A 20,335-nucleotide genomic window follows, 5' to 3' on the forward strand; every position below is an offset into this window, starting at 1 on the left:
CGCTGGCAGTCAACCGATGGCGGCTGCCGGGGCGCGTCCATGGATATCAGTAAAGCGTACGATGCCGTCCTCGCCCAGGTACGCGCCGCTCTGCACCTCGATCATCACCAGGTCGATGACGCCCGGGCTTGGGCATGGTTTCGCGGGAAACCGGCCATGATCGGTCGCCAGCACCGCCAGCGATGATAAAGGGGGCAGAGGGATCATCGTCATAGCCTCTACTCAGGGCGCTGGGGACAGCGCAGTGAACGGAAATACGACCTGTCAGGCATCTGGCGGCAAAAGTCAATAAAATGACTTTCGTGAGCATTGTCGTCATTGATGGCCAAATATTTGTCGAATGATGCGCCTGAAGCCTCAGGCTTTCAATGTCAATTGTATGAAGTCAGCTTTAATCGCTTAGCTCAGGGAGCAATTTCAGGTTGATGGTGGTCGAGATTGCGGTAGGGCTTTTCCATGGAGAACAACGATGAATGAGCGCAAGGCACTGCTGATCCTGCATGGCAAGCAGGCGACCAACGACGAGGTGCGCGAGGCCGTGGGCCAACTGCGTGAGCGCGGCTGGCAGCTGGATGTGCGCCTCACCTGGGAGGCTGGCGACGCCCGGCGCCTGGTCGAGGAGGCGCAGGCTGCAGGCTATCCGCTGGTGGTGGCAGGTGGTGGTGATGGCACCTTGCGTGACGTGGCCGAGGCTTTGGCACAGGGGGCCGCCAACACTCGGCCAAGCCTGGCGTTGCTACCCCTTGGGACGGCCAATGACTTCGCCAGGGCCGCCGGGGTGCCGTTGGAGCCGGCGGCGGCACTTGCGCTGCTGGACATGCCGGCGCAGCCGATCGACCTGGGGCAGGTGGGCGACCAGCTGTTCCTCAACATGGCAACCGGCGGCTTTGGCAGCCAGGTCACGGCCAGCACCTCGGAAGACCTCAAGAAAGTGCTGGGGGCGGCGGCGTACCTGTTCACCGGCCTGTCGCGCTTCAGTGAGTTGCAGGCCGCATCGGTCACGTTGCATGGGCCGGGTTTCGAGTGGCAGGGCGAGCTGCTGGCGCTGGGCATCGGCAACGGGCGCCAGGCCGGTGGCGGGCACGTGCTCTGTCCGGACGCCAAGGCCGACGATGGCCTGCTGGACATCGGCATCCTGCCGGCGCCGCAGGAAATGGTGGGGGCTTTGCGCGGACTGCTGGCGGGGGAGGAACTGTTCGTGCGGGCGCGGCTGCCATGGGTGGAGATCAAGAGCGCCCAAGGCCTGGACATCAACCTCGACGGCGAGCCGCTGCAGGCCGACAGCCTGCGCTTCGAGGCCGTGCCCCGGGCGCTGTGCGTGCACCTGCCGGCGGATTCACCGTTGCTCAGTCGTCCAGGCTGATGATCTTTTCGCGCACGGCGAACAGCACCAGGCCTGCCACGTCGTAGATCTGCAGGCGTTTCATGATTTGCGAACGGTGGGTTTCCACGGTCTTGATCGACAAGCCCAGGCCATTGGCGATTTCACGGGTTGATTTGCCACGTACGATCAGGCGCAGGATCTCCAACTGGCGAGCGGTCAGGTTGTGGCGCTCTTCGCTGGGTGGCTTGCCGCTCTGCGCGCGCAGCAGCGCCTGGTTGATCACGGTATGGGCGATGGCCGGGCTCAGGTAACGCTCGTTGTTGCGCAGTGCGGTGAGGGCCTGTTCCAGCTCGGTGGCGCTGGTGTCCTTGAGCAGGTAGCCATGGGCGCCGCTTTCCAGGGCGCGCATGATCAGGTCGGGGTCGGTGTGCATGGACAGCATCAGCACCTTGCAAGCGCAACCGTTTGCGCGTAGCTGCGCAAGCGCGTCCAGACCGCTGGTCGAGCGCATGGATATGTCCAGCAGGATAATGTCCGGCGCCAGGCGCAGGACCTGCTCCAGCAACTGGCCGCCATCCTCGACTTCGCCGACCACCAGGTAGTCGGGCAGGTCCGATACCAGCGCGCGCACGCCGGCGCGAATCAGCGAATGGTCGTCTACCAGCAGCAATCTACACGTCATGATGGGGGGAGGTCCTGGCACGTTCCTGGCTGCGTGGCGGCCACGGGAACAGGGCTTCGATCTGGCAGCCTTGGCCGGGTTGGCTGTTGACGGTCAAGCTGCCTTGCAGGGCGGTGGCCCGCTCCTGCATGCCAGCCATGCCGCGTTGGCCAGCCTCGGCCGGGGCTAGGGCGGGCACGAAGCCACAGCCATCGTCCTGAATCGACAGGGCAAGGCCCGGCGGCGTGCGTTGCAGGCGAATCAGCAGGTTGCGGGCGTTGGCATGACGCAGCACGTTGGTGACCGCTTCCTGAGTAATGCGGAAAGCCGCCATGGATACTTCTTCGCTGATGCCGCCCAGGCGCTGGTGGCAGTCCAGGCTCCAGTGCAGGTCGCTGCTCTGCAAGGTGCTCTGCAGGTGCGCGCGCAGGCTGGCCTCAAGGCCCAGGCTGGCCAGTTGCCGCGGGTTGAGGATGGCGGACAGATCGCGAACATTGCTCAAGGTATGGTCCAGGGTGCTGCGCAGGGTCGTGCACTGGGCCTGCAGCTGCTCAGGGACCCGGCGTTGCAGCCAGTCGAGCTGCAATTTGGCAGCGGTCAATAACTGGCCGATATCGTCGTGCAGTTCTCGGCTCAGGTGCTGGCGCTCGCTCTCCTGCACTTTGAGCATGCGGTCGGCAAGCTCCGCCGGGCGCAGGCTGATCGAGTGCGCGCCGTGGCGCAGCTGCCAGGCAACGCCGAGCATCGCCAGTACCTGGAGCAGCAGCAGGCCGCCGGGCAATGGTTGCGCTCGCCAGTAGAAAAGCAGGTTGGCTGCCAGTGAGGCCAGGCACAACAACGCGGTTGCCCAACGCAGCAGGGCGATGCTAGAGCGGCAGCGCTGGAAAAACGTCAAGCCTGGGAACATAGGGAGGGAGGCCAATAAATTATTGCTGTTGGAGGCAGTACACAGGTTTGGCCAGAAGTTTGGCGTCCCGTTTTCAAGTAAACATCGGGCACGAATGCAAAAGCCCGGTAACGACGGAGCACGCGTTCGAGTGCACGCATGTTAACACTTCGGTTTGCTTTGGTCGCGGGGGTGCAACTGCTTGAAAGCTCAGAATTCACGGGCTATCGCGGAGTATCTGTGCGCTCCGCAGGCTGGCACAGTGCCACGGCCGCTGCGCGGGAGCATGGGGGTAAGTGCAACTAAGGCAAACCCTGATGTGCAGGTTTGACGCAACTTGTGCAACTTTGCAAGTTGGACGATCGTCTCGCCTAGTTGCAACGCAAGAGCAGCCTGTTAGTTGCCGATCGTGGCGGTTTTAACATTGCAGGCCGGTACTTGCCTGCCCGGCATGCGCCGATGCGCAGTTGGCGTCGGTGCCCAGGCCGGGCACGCACGGCTGCCCAAGTGCACTGGCCAGTTCGTTCAGCAGCATATGTTGCTCTTCGCTGTCCAGGCTCAGGCGGCCGGTGAGCGGGTCGACCAGCTCCAATTGCCACGCCAGAAGGGTCAGGCAGGCTGCCAGCGCCGGCAATGTCTTGCCCTGCAAGTGTCGTTGCCTGCAGGCAGGGGCGAGCAGCTGTTGCAGGGTGCGGGTGTAATGCGCCACTTCAAGCAGGCCAAGGGTGTCGGCGCGCAGTGCCAGCAGGTCAAGGCTTTCGTCCAGGCAGTGGCAGGCGTCGGGGTCGTTGCCGATCAGTTCGAGGTGCTGCAGGCATTCCTGTGCCTTGCTCAGCAGGGTCTGCGCATCCAGCAGGAAACCCTGCAGGACGCTGCTGGGCAGTGGTGCGATATCCATCATGTCACTCCAGCGCGCAGGGCTAGAGCAGGGGTGGGCCATACCTGGACGATTGCGAGCAAAAGCCTGACTCCATTCATGCATTGAGAATGGCGTCACATTAATGGCTAAAGGATATTGCGAACATCAGGTTGCACCCGATTGCGGGTAGGGGTTTCCCTGATGAAGATAGGGGCGAATGCTTCGTTGTGGGGTGTCCTGCGGTAGGGCGTGGCGGCAGTAAAGCATGATGGTAAAGTGATATCAATCTCTGGCCCCGGCTTTTTCCGTTCGGGGTCAAGCTGCGCGAACACCCGCCGATACATCGGCGGATGCAATCAATTTTCCCGACACAAGCCAGGGGGTTGTCCAAATGGCCGGCATTCTCGACACGGTAGACCAACGTACGCAACTGGTAGGTGAGAACCGCCTGGAAATCCTCATGTTCCGTCTGGCTGGCCGGCAACTGTTCGCCATCAACGTGTTCAAGGTGCAGGAGGTACTGCAGCTGCCCAAGCTGACGCTGATGCCGCAGCGCCATTCATTCGTCTGTGGCGTGGTCAACCTGCGTGGGCAGACGCTGCCGGTGATCGACCTGTCCCAGGCGATCGGCATGCGGCCACTGCAACCGGGGCCAGGCAGCACCATCATCGTCACCGAGTACAACCGTTCGGTGCAGGCCTTCCTGGTGGGGGGCGTCGACCGGATCGTCAACATGAACTGGGAGGCCATCATGCCGCCGCCGACCAGCGCCGGTCGCCAGCACTATCTGACGGCGATCACCAAGGTCGAAGAGCAGTTGGTGGAAATCATCGACGTGGAGAAGGTGCTGGCCGAGATCGTGCCCTACAGTGCCAAGGTATCCCGTGACAAGCTCGAAGACCCGGTGCTGGCCCGCGCCCGTGGCCGTGAAGTGCTGCTGGTGGATGACTCCAGCGTGGCCCTGGCGCAGTTGCGCGATACCTTGTCGCAGTTGGGCGTGAAACTGCACGTGGCCAGTGATGGCCTGAAGGCGCTGCGTCTGCTCAAAGGCTGGGCCGATGCCGGGGAGGATGTCTGCGAGAAGCTGCTGATGATCTTCACCGATGCGGAAATGCCTGAGATGGACGGCTACCGGCTGACCACCGAGATTCGCAACGACCCGCGCCTGCGCGGCCTTTACGTGGTGCTGCACACCTCACTGTCGGGCAGCTTCAACGAGTCGATGGTGAAGAAGGTCGGTTGCGACAACTTCCTCTCCAAGTTCCAGCCCGACCGCCTGGTGGATGTGGTCCGTCAGCGCCTGAGCATGGATACCGCGTCGGCCTGATACCTGGTACACCTGTGTCCGGTATAAGCTTGGGCTTTTACTGGCGCAGGGTGAGGCAGGGATGATTCTGAGTGCGTTGTATCGTTATCCGGTGAAGTCGACGCAGGCGCAGAGCCTGCAACGCTCCCCGGTCGATTACCTGGGCCTGGACGGTGATCGGCGCTGGTTGGTGGTAGAGGCCGAGAACGGTCGTTTCCTCACCCAGCGGGCATGGCCTGCGCTCGGGCAGATCACTGCCGACTACAGCGCGAATGGCCAATTGCTGCTCACCGCGCCAGGGCGGGCGGCATTGAGCGTGCCAGTGCCGCCTGCAGACGACGAGTTGCGTGGTGTCACCATCTGGCGTGACACCCTGCGCGTGCCCGATGCCGGGGATGCGGCAGCGGCATGGCTCAGCGAACTGTTGGGCAAGCCGGTGAGGCTGGTGCATTGCCCTGACCAGCGGGCGAGGTACCTGCCCAGCGGATATGGCCTGAACAGCGACCGCGCGGCATTCCCTGATGGTTTTCCGTTGTTGTTGATCGGCCAGGCTTCCTTGGACGAGCTGAGCGCGCGCATCGGGCGCCCCATGGAGATGCTGCGTTTTCGGCCGAACCTGGTGGTCGAGGGCGCCGAGGCATTTGCAGAAGACCGCTGGAAGCGCATCCGTATTGGTGACATGACCTTCCGTGTGCTCAAACCCAGCGTGCGTTGCATCCTCACCACTCTCGACCCCGCCACGGGCGAACGCAGCCCGGACCGTGAGCCGCTGACCACGCTCAAGACGTTCCGCGAGAAAGAGGGGGATGTGCTGTTCGGCCAGAACCTGGCGGTGGATGGCGCGGGGGAGCTGAAGGTGGGGATGGCGGTTGAGGTTATCGAGTAAGGCAGGGCGATTGCGATTGTGTGAGGGCTGCAAGGTGTTGGGCGATAGTCTTGCAGTGCTCACGAAATCGAGCGCCGCCCGCGCGGCGCTCGATCTCATAGGCGCTGCAGCACCCTCGGCGAACGATCACATATCGTCGAAATACCGCTCATGCCAATCCACCAGCGGTTGCGGCGAATTGAGCTTTTGCCCGTAGATCACCGAATACGACAGCACGTTCTGCACGTACTGGCGCGTCTCGTCGAACGGGATCGACTCGACCCATACGTCGAAGCTCAGGTGCTTGGCGCCCTTGAGCCATTGCCGTACGCGGCCGGGGCCGGCGTTGTAGGCGGCCGAGGCCAGCACGCGGTTGCCGTTGAACTGGCTGTGAACCTGGCTCAGGTAGGCGGCGCCGAGCTGGATGTTCTTGTCCGGGTTGAGCACCTGGGCCGGGGAGGCCAGCGGGATGCTGAACTTGCGCGCAGTCTCCTTGGCGGTGGCAGGCATCAGCTGCATCAGGCCGCTGGCGCCAACGCTGGAGCGGGCGTCTTCCATGAATGCGCTTTCCTGGCGCGTGATGGCGAACACCCAGCTCGAATGCAGGCCGCGCACCTTGGCTTCGCGCACCAGGGTGTCGCGGTGGGCCATGGGGAAGCGGATGTCCAGGTCGTCCCAATACTGGGCCTGGCTGATGGTGCGAATGGCCGGGAAGTACCAGCGCATGTCATAGGCAAGGCGTGCCTGGGCGACCATTTCGTCACGATTGAAGTGGCGGCTGACGTGGTACCACTCGCGTCGGCCTTCGACAATCTGGCCGCGGGCGTGGAACTCCAGGGCACGGCGCACGCCGGGGGTATTGCGCACCTTGTTGATTACCTGCTGGCTGAGCTGCAATGGCTTGTTGTTCAGCTGGTAGGCGGTCTGTGCCCGGTCGGCGGCGAGGAAGCCATAGAAATCACGCTCGCGGGCCACGGTCTTGTACAGCAGCGGGATCTGCGGGTTGTTGGGCTGCGCCAGTTCCAGGCTGCGGGCTTGCCAGTACTTCCAACGGTTGCTGCTGGCCAGGTCCTGCGGCAGGCGTTTGCTCAGCTCATAGGCTTCTTCCCAGCGGCCCAGGCGCAGCAGCAGGCGCATGCGCCACTCGCTGACGGTGTTGTCGCGCAGTTCGGGGTCGTAACGGGTCATGAGGTCCAGCGCGCGCGGGTCATAGCGACGTGCAAGCGTGAGGCCGATCTCGCGGGCGATGGCGACCTTCTCGTCGCGGGAGAAGTGCATGCGCTGGGCGTAGTCATCGAGCAGCGCCATGGCTTGCTCGGGATCCTGGCGTGCCAGGCGGCGCAGGCCGAGGCTGACCACGTCGGACATGGCTTCGTTGACCGGGGTGAAGCGCGAAGGCTGGTTGAGCAGTTCGGGCTTCTGCGCCACATCGATCAGCAGCTTGCCCTGGGGAGCCAGAGTGGTGAGGGTCTTCACCAGGTTGTTGGCCAGCCCGTAGTTGCGCGCCTGGGCCGCCAATTTGGCGCGCTGCCAGCGTTTGGCCTCGGTCAGTTGCCCCTCGGCTGCCCACATGGCGAACAGCGTGTCGCAGGCCTCTGGTTGCGATTTGCCGACGTTCCATAGCTTGTCTGCCGTGGCGAAGCCCTGGGCGCGCTGGCCGTGGCTCAGCTGGTACTGGCCGTTGAGGCAGTCCAGCTCGGTGAAGTTGAGCTTGGGGTCGTAGTATTTGATGAAGGTGTTCCATTCGCCGCGTTCGGCCAGCCAGCGCAACCAGCGCAGTTTCATCCAGTTGGCCTGGGGCAGGTCGCCGTGGGCGGCGAGGAAGCCTTCGATTTCCTCGTTGCTGGCGCTTTTCAGCCGGGCAGTGAGCTCGTCATATGTGAGGTAGGGCGTCAGCGGGTAGTCGCGCAGTGCTTGCGCGTAACGCAGGTAGGGGCCTTTGTCGCCTTTGGCCAGGGCGCGCTTGGCCTCGTCGTAGTACTGGCGCTGCTGGGTGAGGTCGGCGGCCTGTGCGGCACTCGCAGCGGTTGCGGTGAGCAATAGGCAGGAAGCAATGTGTAACAGGCGGCTGCGCATGATACGTCCGGGCAGTTGAACCATTAGAGAGTGACGGCGGAGCCAGCACTGTTGGGTATTACTGCCTAGCTTAGCCGTTTGCCGTGGGCCGGTGAAAGCACTGTGCTTGTATCGAGTTGTTATCCGACGCGGTGCTGCTGGCAACGCGGTTTTAATGCCCTGCGCAGGCAAGTCGGGTAGAATGCGCGCCCAGTTTTTGGAGATGATCATGACCCTGCTCAAATTCAGCGATGTGTCCCTCGCATTCGGCGCCATGCCGTTGCTGGACAAGGTTTCCTGGCAGATCGCCCGTGGTGAGCGGGTGTGCATCATCGGCCGCAACGGTACAGGCAAGTCGAGCATGCTGCGCCTGATCAAGGGTGAGCAGAAGGCCGACGATGGCGATATCTGGCGCGCCCCAGGCCTCAAGATCGGCGAGCTGCCGCAGGAACTGCCGGTAGCCGACGAGCGCACGGTGTTCGATGTGGTGGCCGCTGGCCTGGATGGCGTGGGCGAGCTGCTGGCCGAATACCACCACCTGAGCCTGAACATCCACACTGCCGAAGACCTGGACAAGCTGATGCATGTTCAGCACGAGCTGGAAGCTCGCGATGGCTGGCGCCTGCAGCAGGTGGTCGAAAGCACCCTCAGCCGCCTGCAACTGCCGGCCGACAAGACCCTGGCCGAGCTGTCCGGTGGCTGGCGCCGCCGTGTGCTGCTGGCCCAGGCGCTGGTGTCCGAGCCGGACCTGCTGCTGCTCGACGAGCCCACCAACCACCTGGACATCGGCGCCATCGCCTGGCTGGAAGAGGCCTTGAGCAGCTTCAACGGTGCAGTGCTGTTCATCACCCACGACCGTTCGTTCCTGCAGAACCTGGCGACGCGCATCCTGGAGCTGGACCGTGGCGGCTTGATCGACTGGAACGGCGACTATGCCAGCTTCCTGGTGCACAAGGAGGCCGAGCTGGCTGCCGAGGCGACCGCCAACGCGCTGTTCGACAAGCGCCTGGCCCAGGAAGAAGTGTGGATCCGCCAGGGCATCAAGGCGCGGCGTACCCGTAACGAAGGCCGCGTGCGCGCGCTCAAGGCGCTGCGCGTGGAGCGTGGCGAGCGCCGCGAGCGTCAGGGTAAGGCGAACATCCAGATCGAAGTGGCGGACAAGTCCGGCAAGCAAGTGATGTTGCTGGAAGACGTCAGCTTCGCGCACCAGGGCGGGCCGAAGCTGGTCAAGGACTTCTCCATGGTGCTGCAGCGCCAGGACCGTATCGGCCTGCTCGGCGCCAACGGCACCGGCAAGACCACCTTGCTCAAGCTGATGCTGGGTGATCTGCAACCGACAGCGGGCAAGGTCGAGATCGGCACCAAGCTGGAAGTGGCCTACTTCGACCAGATGCGTCACCAGCTCGATCTGGAAAAGACCGTTATCGATAACCTGGCCGAAGGCCGCGACTTCATCGAAATCGATGGCCAGAGCCGCCATGTGCTCAGCTACCTCGGTGATTTCCTGTTCAGCCCTCAGCGTGCCCGTACCCCGGTCAAGGCGTTGTCCGGTGGTGAGCGTGCCCGCCTGCTGCTGGCCAAGCTGTTCAGCAAACCCGCCAACCTGCTGGTGCTGGACGAGCCGACCAACGACCTGGACGTGGAAACCCTCGAGCTGCTCGAAGAGGTGCTGTCGAACTACAAAGGCACTGTCCTGATGGTCAGTCACGACCGGGCTTTCCTCGATAACGTGGTCACCAGCACCCTGGTGTTCGAAGGTGAAGGGCGCGTGCGCGAGTACGTGGGCGGCTACGAAGACTGGATTCGCCAGGGTGGTTCGCCGAAGTTGCTGGGCGTGACCGAAAGCAAGGGCGGTAAGTCCGAGCTCAACAGTGCGGTGGTCGAGAAGGTGGCGGAGCCAGTGGCCCCCGCACCGGTTGCTGCGGCCCCCGACGCGTCGAAGAAAAAGCTCAGCTACAAGCTGCAGCGTGAGCTGGAGATGCTGCCAGGGCAAATCGACGAGGTGGAGCAGCGCATGGCTAAGGCGCAGGAGGAAGTGAACGCTGCGGGCTTCTATCAGCGGCCGATTGCCGAGACTTCGGCGGTGCTGGCCAAGATCGAGGCGTTGCAGGGTGAGCTGGATGCGCTGGTGGAGCGGTGGGCTGAGCTGGAAGGCTGACATCATCGCAGGGCAAGTTGGATAACCGCACCGCAGCTCCCGCAGCCATCAAGGTTTTGTGGGAGCGGCGGTGCGGCGATCCGACTTGTCCCGCGATCAAGACATCATTATTCCTTTTTCAACAGGCGTACTGCCAATACATCGCACGGCGCGCCATGCAGCACATCGTTGGCGGTGCTGCCCAGCAGCAGCGCCAGGCCATGCCGGCCATGGCTGCCCACCACGATCAGGTCGCACTTCTGGTCTTTCGCCAATTGGTGAATTTCCTGGCGTGGCTGGCCGTAGGTGAGGTGCGAATCGCCGCGGTTGATGTCCGGGTACTTGTTGAACAGGCGCTCCATGCGCTCCTTGGCCTGATCGAACTGTTGCTGCTGCAGCTGCGAGAGGTCCATGGGCACGTCACCACCAAAGGCCATGGCCATGGGTTCGACGATATGCACCAGGGAGACCTTCGCGCCGCTGCCCAGGGCGATCGCTTTGGCGCGCTTGATCACCGGGTCGCATTCTTCGGTCAGGTCGACGGCGACCAGAAGATGTTCGTAGGACATGAGCTGTACTCCTGACAATCGCGATAGAAGAAGTATGGTCGCTTTCACGCGGGTCGTCCGTGAAGCATGAGTAACCCGCTCATTTGCAACGCTTTATAAGGTCTACAGATATGACGGTATGGCTGGTGGTGTCAATCCTTGCGCTGATTCTCAGCCCGCTCGCCTGGTTGCGTCCCTCGCGCAAGCAGAGCCGGCAGATGAATCTGCGCCTGGAGGGGCGACGCATGGGCCTGGCCATGCAGCTGGCGCCGCAAGAGTGGCCGCACTGGCTGGAAAAACAGCCCCCCAGTCCATGCCCGCAGTACCATCGGGCACGGCGCAAGGGGCACGACGACAGCTGGTGCTACTGGCAGGTCAGCACGGGCGTCTGGTGGAACCGTTACCGCGAGCCCTGCGAGGATTCGCGGTTGCTCGAGGCCTTCGCCGGGTTGCCGGAAAGCGTCTACAAGATCGAGGCCGATACCCAGATGGTCGCCCTGTTCTGGGGTGAGCGTGGCGAAGATTCTGTTTTGCAGGATATTGCCAAGGTGCTCGAAACCCTCGCCTGATCCCTTCTCATCAACGACAAAGCGGCGCGCAGGAACCGGAAGGCTCCTGCGCGCCGCTTTGCGTTCTGCTGCGCAGAAAAGGCCAGGCAGGCCGGGAACACGTTGAACACCTGCCAGTGTAGCCAGTGTTGGCGAGTGTGTTTAAGAAAATGCAGTCGTTAGCACTTGCCCATGGTCTATCGCTGACATGAATGGTCGGCGATCACTGTCATCATGCTTCATGCCTGCAGCATACAAAATGACTGGAAAGTCGCGTTTTCAAGGTGCTTGAGAGCATTTGACAACGCCGATCTTTTCGGAGAATGTGTGCACACCCAAATCAAACGGGCGTATGAATTGAGCGTTTGTATGTCAGATCGCTCTTACAGAACCCCGATTAGCGCGCCGACGGGTGTGCCTGCGGCAAGACACCGGCAGACCGGCTCTTGCGCCAGCGATCGGCGTGTACAGTTCAGCTTCCATATCGTGGAGATCAGTTGATGATTTACGAAGGTAAAGCCATCACGGTTAAGGCTCTTGAAAGCGGCATCGTCGAACTGAAGTTCGACCTCAAGGGTGAGTCCGTCAACAAGTTCAACCGCCTCACTCTGAACGAGCTGCGCGAGGCCGTCGACGCCATCAAGGCCGACGCTTCGGTCAAGGGCGTGATCGTCAGCAGTGGCAAGGACGTGTTCATCGTCGGCGCCGACATCACCGAGTTTGTCGATAATTTCAAGCTGCCCGAGGCCGAGCTGGTTGCCGGCAACCTGGAAGCCAACCGTATCTTCAACGCCTTCGAAGACCTCGAAGTGCCGACGGTTGCCGCCATCAACGGCATCGCCCTGGGCGGTGGCCTGGAGATGTGCCTGGCCGCCGATTACCGAATCATGTCCAGCACTGCCAAGATCGGCCTGCCGGAAGTCAAACTGGGCATCTACCCAGGCTTTGGCGGCACCGTGCGCCTGCCGCGCCTGGTCGGCTCGGACAACGCCATCGAGTGGATCGCTTCGGGCAAGGAAAACCGTGCCGAAGACGCCCTGAAAGTCGGCGCCGTCGATGCCGTGGTTACCCCTGAGCTGCTGCAGGCGGGTGCACTGGACCTGATCAAGCGCGCCATCAGCGGCGAGCTGGACTACAAGGCCAAGCGCCAGCCCAAGCTGGAGAAGCTCAAGCTCAACGCCATCGAACAGATGATGGCCTTCGAGACTGCCAAGGGCTTCGTCGCAGGCCAGGCCGGCCCGAACTACCCGGCGCCGGTCGAAGCCATCAAGAGCATCCAGAAAGCCGCCAACTTCGGCCGTGACAAGGCGCTGGAAGTCGAGGCCGCGGGCTTCGCCAAGCTGGCCAAGACCTCGGTTGCCGAGAGCCTGATCGGCCTGTTCCTGAATGACCAGGAGCTCAAGCGCAAGGCCAAGGCCCATGACGAGATCGCCCACGACGTGAAGCAGGCCGCCGTGCTCGGCGCCGGCATCATGGGCGGCGGCATCGCCTACCAGTCGGCCGTCAAGGGCACGCCGATCCTGATGAAGGACATCCGTGAGGAAGCCATCCAGCTGGGCCTGAACGAGGCGTCCAAGCTGCTCGGCAAGCGCGTCGAGAAAGGCCGCCTCACCCCAGCGAAGATGGCCGAAGCGCTCAACGCCATTCGCCCGACCCTGTCGTATGGCGATTTCGCCAACGTCGATATCGTGGTCGAGGCCGTGGTCGAGAACCCGAAGGTCAAGCAAGCGGTCTTGGCCGAGGTGGAAGGGCAGGTGAAAGAGGACGCCATCCTGGCCTCCAACACCTCGACCATCTCGATCAACCTGCTGGCCAAGGCGCTCAAGCGCCCAGAGAACTTCGTCGGCATGCACTTCTTCAACCCGGTGCACATGATGCCGCTGGTCGAAGTCATCCGTGGCGAGAAGTCCAGTGAAGTGGCCGTTGCCACCACCGTGGCCTACGCCAAGAAAATGGGCAAGAACCCGATCGTGGTCAATGACTGCCCGGGCTTCCTGGTCAACCGCGTGCTGTTCCCGTACTTCGGCGGCTTCGCCAAGCTGGTCAGCGCCGGTGTCGACTTTGTGCGCATCGACAAGGTCATGGAAAAGTTCGGCTGGCCGATGGGCCCGGCCTACCTGATGGACGTGGTCGGGATCGACACCGGCCACCATGGCCGTGACGTAATGGCTGAAGGCTTCCCGGACCGCATGAAGGACGATCGTCGCTCTGCCGTCGATGCGCTGTACGAGGCCAACCGCCTGGGCCAGAAGAACGGCAAGGGCTTCTACGCCTACGAGACCGACAAGCGCGGCAAGCCGAAGAAAGTCTTCGATGCCGACGTGCTCGACGTGCTCAAGCCGGTCGTTTTCGAACAGCGTGAGGTTACCGACGAAGACATCATCAATTGGATGATGGTCCCGCTGTGCCTGGAGACCGTGCGCTGCCTGGAAGACGGCATCGTCGAAACCGCCGCCGAAGCCGATATGGGCCTGGTCTACGGCATCGGTTTCCCTCCTTTCCGCGGTGGCGCGCTGCGCTACATCGATTCGATCGGGGTCGCCGAGTTCGTCGCACTGGCCGACAAGTACGCCGACCTGGGGCCGCTGTACCACCCCACCGCGAAGCTGCGCGAAATGGCCAAGAGCGGCCAGCGCTTCTTCAACTGAGCGCCCAACGAGCTAGAGCGAGAATACTGATATGAGCCTGAATCCAAGAGACGTGGTGATTGTCGACTTCGGTCGCACGCCGATGGGCCGCTCCAAGGGTGGCATGCACCGCAACACCCGCGCCGAAGACATGTCCGCGCACCTGATCAGCAAGCTGCTGGAGCGCAACGACAAGGTCGACCCGAAAGAAGTCGAGGACGTGATCTGGGGCTGCGTCAACCAGACCCTGGAGCAGGGCTGGAACATCGCGCGCATGGCGTCGCTGATGACCCAGATCCCGCACACCTCTGCCGCGCAAACCGTCAGCCGCCTGTGCGGCTCGTCGATGAGCGCGCTGCACACCGCCGCCCAGGCGATCATGACCGGCAACGGTGACGTGTTCGTCATCGGCGGTGTCGAGCACATGGGCCACGTCAGCATGATGCACGGCGTGGACCCGAACCCGCACATGTCCCTGCACGCCGCCAAGGCCTCCGGGATGATGGGCCTGACTGCCGAGATGCTGGGCAAGATGCACGGCATCAGCCGTGAGCAACAGGACCTGTTCGGCGTGCGTTCGCACCAGCTCGCCCACAAGGCGACGGTGGAAGGCAAGTTCAAGGACGAGATCATCCCGATGCAGGGCTATGACGAGAACGGCTTCCTGAAGGTCTTCGACTTCGACGAGACCATTCGCCCGGAAACCACCCTCGAAGGCCTGGCATCGCTCAAGCCGGCCTTCAACCCGAAAGGGGGCACCGTCACCGCCGGTACTTCGTCGCAGATCACCGACGGCGCTTCGTGCATGATCGTCATGTCCGGCCAGCGCGCCATGGACCTGGGCATCCAGCCGCTGGCGGTGATCCGCTCGATGGCGGTGGCGGGCGTGGACCCGGCCATCATGGGTTACGGCCCGGTGCCTTCGACGCAGAAAGCCCTCAAGCGCGCCGGCCTGAGCATGGCCGACATCGACTTCATCGAGCTCAACGAAGCCTTCGCTGCACAGGCCCTGCCAGTGCTGAAAGATCTGAAAGTGCTCGACAAGATGGATGAGAAGGTTAACCTGCACGGCGGCGCCATCGCTTTGGGCCACCCGTTCGGTTGCTCGGGTGCGCGAATTTCCGGCACCCTGCTCAACGTAATGAAGCAGAATGGCGGCACGCTCGGCGTGGCGACCATGTGCGTCGGCCTGGGCCAAGGCATCACCACTGTCTTCGAACGCGTCTGATCGCGTTGCAAGGCAGCAACCGGGGCCCTGTGCCCCGGTTTTTGTTTTTTACAGGATTTGTTCAAGAGGCAGGGCGACATGCAGATACAACCCGGTGTGTACCGGCACTACAAGGGCCCCGAGTATCGTGTGTTCGGCGCTGCGCGCCACTCCGAGACCGAGGAGTGGGTGGTGTTCTACCAGGCCCTGTACGGCGAATTCGGCCTATGGGTGAGGCCGCTTTCGATGTTCCTGGAGTCGGTCGAGGTTGACGGCGAGCAGGTGCCACGCTTTGCTTTGGTCGAGGCCGAAGAAGGGCTGTCCGGGTTGCTGGCCAAGGCCGACGACTGAGCGTTCGCGCTTGACCTCACTGTTTTGCCACTATATATAGCGGTGCCGCGTCTGGCACCTGACGCGTTTTTCATCTTCAGATTCAGGAATACTCCGATCCATGGGCAAATCGCTGGTCATTGTGGAATCCCCGGCCAAGGCCAAGACCATCAACAAGTACCTGGGCAACCAGTACGTGGTGAAGTCGAGTATCGGCCATATCCGCGACCTTCCCACCAGCGGTTCCGCCAGTGCGAGCAAGGAGCCGGCGGCCAAGCGTGGCAAGGCCGCAGCTGAGGCTCCGGCACTGTCGCCCAAGGAAAAGGCCCGCCGCACGCTGGTGGCACGCATGGGCGTCGACCCTGAGGCCGGCTGGAAAGCCAAGTACGAGATCCTTCCCGGCAAGGAAAAGGTGATCGAAGAGCTGCGCCGCCTGGCCAAGGATGCCGACACCATCTATCTCGCAACCGACTTGGATCGCGAGGGGGAAGCCATTGCCTGGCACCTGCGCGAAGCCATCGGTGGTGATGACAGCCGCTACAAGCGTGTGGTGTTCAACGAAATTACCAAGAAAGCCATCCAGGAAGCGTTCTCGCAGCCGGGCGAGCTCGATATCGATCGGGTCAATGCCCAGCAGGCGCGTCGCTTCCTCGATCGCGTGGTCGGTTACATGGTTTCGCCGTTGCTGTGGGCCAAGATCGCCCGTGGCCTGTCCGCTGGCCGTGTGCAGTCGGTGGCGGTGAAGCTGGTCGTCGAGCGTGAGCGCGAAATCCGCGCCTTCAATCCGGAAGAGTACTGGGAAGTCCACGCCGACCTGGGCACCGCCAAGAACGCCAAGGTGCGCTTCGAAGTGGCGCGCGAGAAGGGCGAAGCCTTCAAGCCGCTCAACGAAGCCCAGGCCATGGCCGCCCTGGAGAAACTCAAGGCGTCGAGCTACAGCGTCAGCAAGCGCGAAGACCGGCCGACCAGCAGCAAGCCCTCGGCACCGTTCATCACCTCCACCCTGCAGCAAGCCGCGAGCAATCGCCTGGGCTATGGGGTGAAGAAAACCATGATGATGGCCCAGCGTCTGTATGAAGCCGGTTACATCACTTACATGCGTACCGACTCGACCAACCTGTCGGTCGATGCCGTGGAAATGGCGCGCAGCTACATCGAGAAAGAGTTCGGCAAGCAGTACCTGCCAGCCGCGCCCATCGTCTATGGCAGCAAGGAAGGGGCCCAGGAAGCGCACGAGGCGATTCGCCCGTCCGACGTCAACACCCACCCGACCAAGCTCACCGGTATGGAGCGTGATGCCGAGCGCCTGTACGAACTGATCTGGCGCCAGTTCCTGGCCTGCCAGATGCCGCCGGCGCAGTATCTGTCCACCAGCGTTACCGTGGCGGCTGGCGATTTCGAGCTGCGCGCCAAGGGCCGCATCCTCAAGTTCGACGGTTACACCCGCGTCTTGCCGCAGCAGAGCAAGCCAGGTGAAGACGACGTTCTGCCAGACATGGCGCAGGGCGAAGCGCTCAAGCTGATCCAGATCGACCCTAGCCAGCACTTCACCAAGCCGCCGGCGCGCTTCACCGAAGCCAGCCTGGTCAAGGAAATGGAAAAGCGCGGTATCGGCCGACCATCGACCTATGCCGCGATCATTTCGACTATCCAGGATCGCGGCTATGTGACCCTGCACAACCGCCGCTTCTACTCCGAGAAGATGGGCGACATCGTCACTGAGCGCCTGTCGGAGAGTTTCTCCAACCTGATGGACTACGGCTTCACCGCGGGCATGGAAGAGAACCTCGACGACGTAGCCCAGGGCGAGCGTGACTGGAAGAACGTGCTGGACGAGTTCTACGGTGACTTCAGCAAGAAGTTGCAGACTGCCGAGTCCACCGAGCATGGCATGCGTGCCAACCAGCCGACCCCAACCAATATCGAGTGCAAGGAATGTGGGCGGCCAATGATGATCCGCACGGCCTCCACTGGCGTGTTCCTGGGTTGCTCGGGCTATAGCCTGCCACCCAAAGAGCGTTGCAAGGCCACTGTGAACCTGGTGCCGGGCGACGAGATCGCTGCCGACGACGAAGGTGAGTCCGAGTCGCTGGTATTGCGTGGCAAGCATCGCTGCCCGATCTGCTCGACCGCCATGGACGCCTACCTGCTCGACGAGAAGCGCAAGCTGCACATCTGCGGTAACAACCCGGATTGCGTCGGCTACGAGATCGAAGAGGGCAGCTACCGCATCAAGGGTTATGAAGGGCCGAGCCTGGAATGCGACAAGTGCGGCAGCGAGATGCAGCTCAAGACCGGCCGTTTCGGCAAGTTCTTCGGTTGCACCAATGCTACGTGCAAAAACACCCGCAAGCTGCTCAAAAGCGGCGAGGCGGCGCCACCGAAGATGGACAAGGTGGACATGCCCGAGCTCAAGTGCGAGAAGGTCGACGACACCTATGTGTTGCGTGACGGTGCCTCGGGTCTGTTCCTGGCCGCCAGCCAGTTCCCCAAGAACCGCGAAACCCGTGCGCCGCTGGTGCTGGAAATCGTGCCGCACAAGCACGAGATCGATCCGAAATACCACTTCCTCTGCGAAGCGCCGCAGAAGGACCCTGAAGGCCGCCCGGCGGTGATCCGCTACAGCCGCAAGACCAAGGAGCAGTACGTTCAGTCTGAAGTCGACGGTAAGCCGACTGGCTGGAAGGCGTTCTACGACGGCAAGGCGTGGAAGGTCGAAGACAAGCGCTGATCGTTCAGGGCTTTGACCGGGGCCGCTTAGCCCCCATTGCCGGCAAACCGGCGATGGGGGCTAAGCGGCCCCACTCATTTGATGACAAGCAAAGCGCAATCCCTGAAACTGCATGCAATCGCCTTGCAGCCTTCAGGAGGTCACCCGACATGGCCCAGGAACTCTACACCCGCACCAATCAGAAACTGTTCTTTGCCGGCCTAGCGCTGGAGTCCATGGCCAAGGCCTCTGCAAGCGGTGCCATGAACGCCCAGGGGTTGGTCCAGGCCGAGCGCGAAGCAGCGTTGTTCCACCTGTATGGTGCGCTGCTGGGCTTGTGCCATGAGATCGCTGGTTTCTACCGCTTGCCGCAAGCGGCTGCGGCACGGGCCGAGCTGCTGCTCAACGATGAGATGCTGCAGAGCGTGGCAATTCCGGAGATGGCAGAGATGCTGGAGCTGGCACGGCAGCCGGAAACCTGGCTGGCTCGCCTGCTTGCAGCTTATGCCGATTTGTTCCGACCGCCGGTCGCGAAGAAAAGCGCGAAAACCGATGTTACCCAGCCATTGATCCAGGCGATCAATCTGGATGAGGCCGAGCCGCTAGAGCTTTCGCAAGCAGAGCTTGAGGCCTGGCGGAAGAACCTGAAGGACTTGGTGAGACGATTCCGCGACGCGCTGAGTGAGTGCTGACAGCAATCATGGCTGATACACTATCGGCCTTTCGTGCAAAGCAGGCCCCAAGTATGTCAACGTCCTTTCTAGAAATTGTCGAGTTGCCTGACGGCCGGATCGAGCTGCGCCGCGCCGAGGATGAAGGTTCCCTGGTAACCCTGGATTTCTCCGAGGATGCCAAGGCATTCCTGCAAGGACAGCATGTGGAAGTGGCCAAGGCCATGCTCAGCGTCGGTGTGCAAATGGCCGGTCGCTTGGTAGAGGGCGATTTCGAGCGTGAAGAGGGGCCACGAGTCCTTCACTGAGCCACGCTAGAGGCTCACGGCTACAAACAGATGACAGGCAAAGCCTGAACATCAGCCAAGGCGGATGTTCAGGCTTTGTGCTTTTCCGCTGGCAGCGGCGCGCAGCAGCTGTTGCCGAGCGCTGTTGCTCACGCTGCCCAGCCAGCTGACGACGGTATGGCTGTGCCCCAGGCGTAATGCTTCGCAAGCCAGCTGCAGGGCGTTCTGGTTGCTGCCCGGTTGAAGCAGCAGGATGCGTTCACGGTTGAGGCCGGCATCGCGCAGCCATGCTTGCGTGAGGCTGGTAGGCGGGGCGATCAAGGTGAGCCAGCGGCTGTCGTCCTCTTCGCTGAGTTCGCGCAAAACAGGCGCCAACAGGCTTTGGCAATGGCCGGGGGCGCCGCGCAGGGCCAGTTCACTGAACAACTCGGGTTGGTTGCTTTTGCGTGGCTGTTCGCGGGCCTTGAAACCCGGCAAAACCGGATTGGCGAAAAATGCCTCGAACAGTGGCAACTGGACTTGTTGCGGTGCAGGGATGAACGGCTGCATGACGCCTCCTCGATCAGCGGCGCAGAACGCCAACGCTCAAGCCCTCAATCACCAGTTCCTGTTCTTTCAGGTCGACTTCGATAGGGGCGAATTCCGGGTTCTCAGCAATCAGCCAGACCTTGCTGCCTTCACGCTGGAAGCGCTTGACGGTTACTTCGTCGCCGATGCGCGCGACCACCACCTGGCCGTTGCGGGCCTCGCGGGTGGTGTGCACGGCGAGCAGGTCGCCGTCGAGGATGCCAATGTCCTTCATGCTCATGCCGTGCACGCGCAGCAGATAGTCGGCGCGGGGGTGGAAGAATGCAGGGTTGATGCTGCAGGAGTCTTCGATGTGCTGTTCAGCGAGGATCGGAGCCCCTGCGGCGACACGGCCAATGATCGGCAGGCCGTTCTCTTCGGCCTTGGCTTCCAGGCCAGGGATGCGGATGCCGCGCGAGGCGCCGGGGGTCATCTCGATGGCGCCCTTGCGCGCCAGTGCCTTGAGGTGTTCCTCGGCCGCATTGGGTGACTTGAAGCCCAGTTCCTGAGCGATCTCGGCACGGGTCGGAGGGAAGCCGTTGTCTTCGAGGCAGCGTTTGATGAAAGCCAGGATCTCGGCTTGGCGTGGCGTGAGTTTCAGCATGGGCGAGGACTCTGTCTTTTTATACAGTGACTGGGATTATATACAGTGGGTTGCGAGCTGCAAGCTGCAAGCTGCAAGAAAGATCAAAAGCCCCGCGCATCTTGTCGCTTGCAGCTTGTGACTTGGCGCTTTTAAATGGCGAC

General features: G+C 62.3%; 18 protein-coding genes and 1 pseudogene. 11 read left to right on the plus strand and 8 right to left on the minus strand.

Features of this window, described 5'->3' with window-relative positions; all coding sequences use genetic code 11:
- Window positions 1-9 precede the first annotated feature (9 nt).
- A pseudogene (locus tag EJA05_RS09025) lies at window positions 10-129 on the minus strand (hypothetical protein); the annotation flags it as partial.
- 340 nt (window positions 130-469) lie between these two features.
- Between EJA05_RS09025 and yegS the strand changes: the two are divergent.
- On the plus strand, window positions 470-1,363 hold the full coding sequence (yegS, locus tag EJA05_RS09030; protein WP_125857991.1) for a lipid kinase YegS: 894 nt from the start codon (window positions 470-472) through the stop codon (window positions 1,361-1,363).
- On the opposite strand, the gene EJA05_RS09035 is transcribed toward yegS, so the two are convergent.
- The 3 genes from EJA05_RS09035 to EJA05_RS09045 form a co-directional block, all read right to left on the minus strand.
- Window positions 1,347-2,006: a response regulator gene (locus EJA05_RS09035; RefSeq protein ID WP_125463359.1), complete on the minus strand. Its 660-nt coding sequence runs from the start codon at window positions 2,004-2,006 to the stop codon at window positions 1,347-1,349. The genes yegS and EJA05_RS09035 overlap by 17 nt on opposite strands.
- Window positions 1,996-2,892, minus strand: coding sequence for a sensor histidine kinase (locus EJA05_RS09040; RefSeq protein ID WP_125466165.1), 897 nt, complete (start codon window positions 2,890-2,892; stop codon window positions 1,996-1,998). Before EJA05_RS09040 ends, EJA05_RS09035 begins: the two co-directional genes overlap by 11 nt.
- Before the next feature lie 397 nt (window positions 2,893-3,289).
- On the minus strand, window positions 3,290-3,769 hold the full coding sequence (locus tag EJA05_RS09045; RefSeq protein WP_374045883.1) for a histidine kinase: 480 nt from the start codon (window positions 3,767-3,769) through the stop codon (window positions 3,290-3,292).
- Window positions 3,770-4,121: 352 nt separating this feature from the next.
- Between EJA05_RS09045 and EJA05_RS09050 the strand changes: the two genes are divergently transcribed.
- Window positions 4,122-5,057, plus strand: coding sequence for a chemotaxis protein CheV (locus EJA05_RS09050; protein WP_110993554.1), 936 nt, complete (start codon window positions 4,122-4,124; stop codon window positions 5,055-5,057).
- Window positions 5,058-5,118: 61 nt separating this feature from the next.
- Window positions 5,119-5,922: an MOSC domain-containing protein gene (locus tag EJA05_RS09055; protein WP_125857992.1), complete on the plus strand. Its 804-nt coding sequence runs from the start codon at window positions 5,119-5,121 to the stop codon at window positions 5,920-5,922.
- Window positions 5,923-6,048: 126 nt separating this feature from the next.
- Here the strand turns inward: EJA05_RS09055 and EJA05_RS09060 are convergent, their stop codons facing one another.
- Window positions 6,049-7,977 carry a transglycosylase SLT domain-containing protein gene (locus tag EJA05_RS09060; protein WP_125857993.1) on the minus strand — a complete coding sequence of 643 codons (1,929 nt, stop codon included), beginning with the start codon at window positions 7,975-7,977 and terminating at the stop codon, window positions 6,049-6,051.
- A 208-nt stretch (window positions 7,978-8,185) separates the two neighbouring features.
- Here EJA05_RS09060 and EJA05_RS09065 point away from each other — a divergent pair, with 208 nt between their 5' ends.
- Window positions 8,186-10,114, plus strand: a complete 1,929-nt coding sequence (locus tag EJA05_RS09065) for an ATP-binding cassette domain-containing protein (protein WP_125463362.1) — start codon at window positions 8,186-8,188, stop codon at window positions 10,112-10,114.
- Between the two features lie 107 nt (window positions 10,115-10,221).
- Here the strand turns inward: EJA05_RS09065 and EJA05_RS09070 are convergent, their stop codons facing one another.
- The gene (locus tag EJA05_RS09070) at window positions 10,222-10,662 is read right to left on the minus strand and encodes a universal stress protein (protein ID WP_125857994.1); all 441 of its coding nucleotides are present in this window, start codon (window positions 10,660-10,662) and stop codon (window positions 10,222-10,224) included.
- A 110-nt stretch (window positions 10,663-10,772) separates the two neighbouring features.
- Here EJA05_RS09070 and EJA05_RS09075 point away from each other — a divergent pair, with 110 nt between their 5' ends.
- The 7 genes from EJA05_RS09075 (at window position 10,773) to EJA05_RS09105 (ending at window position 19,042) form a co-directional block, all read left to right on the plus strand.
- Entirely contained in the window at window positions 10,773-11,210 is a 438-nt protein-coding gene (locus EJA05_RS09075; RefSeq protein ID WP_125857995.1) for a hypothetical protein, read from the plus strand.
- A 479-nt stretch (window positions 11,211-11,689) separates the two neighbouring features.
- Complete coding sequence (gene fadB / locus EJA05_RS09080) at window positions 11,690-13,837, plus strand: fatty acid oxidation complex subunit alpha FadB (RefSeq protein WP_125463365.1); 2,148 nt, start codon at window positions 11,690-11,692, stop codon at window positions 13,835-13,837.
- 31 nt (window positions 13,838-13,868) lie between these two features.
- Window positions 13,869-15,044 carry an acetyl-CoA C-acyltransferase FadA gene (gene fadA / locus EJA05_RS09085; protein ID WP_125463366.1) on the plus strand — a complete coding sequence of 392 codons (1,176 nt, stop codon included), beginning with the start codon at window positions 13,869-13,871 and terminating at the stop codon, window positions 15,042-15,044.
- A gap of 78 nt (window positions 15,045-15,122) precedes the next feature.
- Window positions 15,123-15,374 carry a DUF1653 domain-containing protein gene (locus EJA05_RS09090; RefSeq protein ID WP_125463367.1) on the plus strand — a complete coding sequence of 84 codons (252 nt, stop codon included), beginning with the start codon at window positions 15,123-15,125 and terminating at the stop codon, window positions 15,372-15,374.
- A gap of 100 nt (window positions 15,375-15,474) precedes the next feature.
- The gene (topA, locus tag EJA05_RS09095) at window positions 15,475-18,084 is read left to right on the plus strand and encodes a type I DNA topoisomerase (RefSeq protein ID WP_125463368.1); all 2,610 of its coding nucleotides are present in this window, start codon (window positions 15,475-15,477) and stop codon (window positions 18,082-18,084) included.
- 149 nt (window positions 18,085-18,233) lie between these two features.
- Window positions 18,234-18,755, plus strand: coding sequence for a DUF6586 family protein (locus EJA05_RS09100; RefSeq protein ID WP_125857996.1), 522 nt, complete (start codon window positions 18,234-18,236; stop codon window positions 18,753-18,755).
- 53 nt (window positions 18,756-18,808) lie between these two features.
- On the plus strand, window positions 18,809-19,042 hold the full coding sequence (locus EJA05_RS09105; RefSeq protein ID WP_023630868.1) for a hypothetical protein: 234 nt from the start codon (window positions 18,809-18,811) through the stop codon (window positions 19,040-19,042).
- Window positions 19,043-19,093: 51 nt separating this feature from the next.
- Here EJA05_RS09105 and sulA read toward each other — a convergent pair whose 3' ends face one another.
- A complete protein-coding gene (sulA, locus tag EJA05_RS09110) occupies window positions 19,094-19,570 on the minus strand; it encodes an SOS-induced cell division inhibitor SulA (protein ID WP_125857997.1) in 477 nt (158 codons plus the stop codon).
- A 13-nt stretch (window positions 19,571-19,583) separates the two neighbouring features.
- Window positions 19,584-20,192, minus strand: a complete 609-nt coding sequence (lexA, locus tag EJA05_RS09115; protein WP_125463371.1) for a transcriptional repressor LexA — start codon at window positions 20,190-20,192, stop codon at window positions 19,584-19,586.
- Window positions 20,193-20,335 lie beyond the last annotated feature (143 nt).

Origin of the sequence: Pseudomonas oryziphila (genome assembly GCF_003940825.1) — a bacterium.
Lineage (GTDB): Bacteria > Pseudomonadota > Gammaproteobacteria > Pseudomonadales > Pseudomonadaceae > Aquipseudomonas > Aquipseudomonas sichuanensis.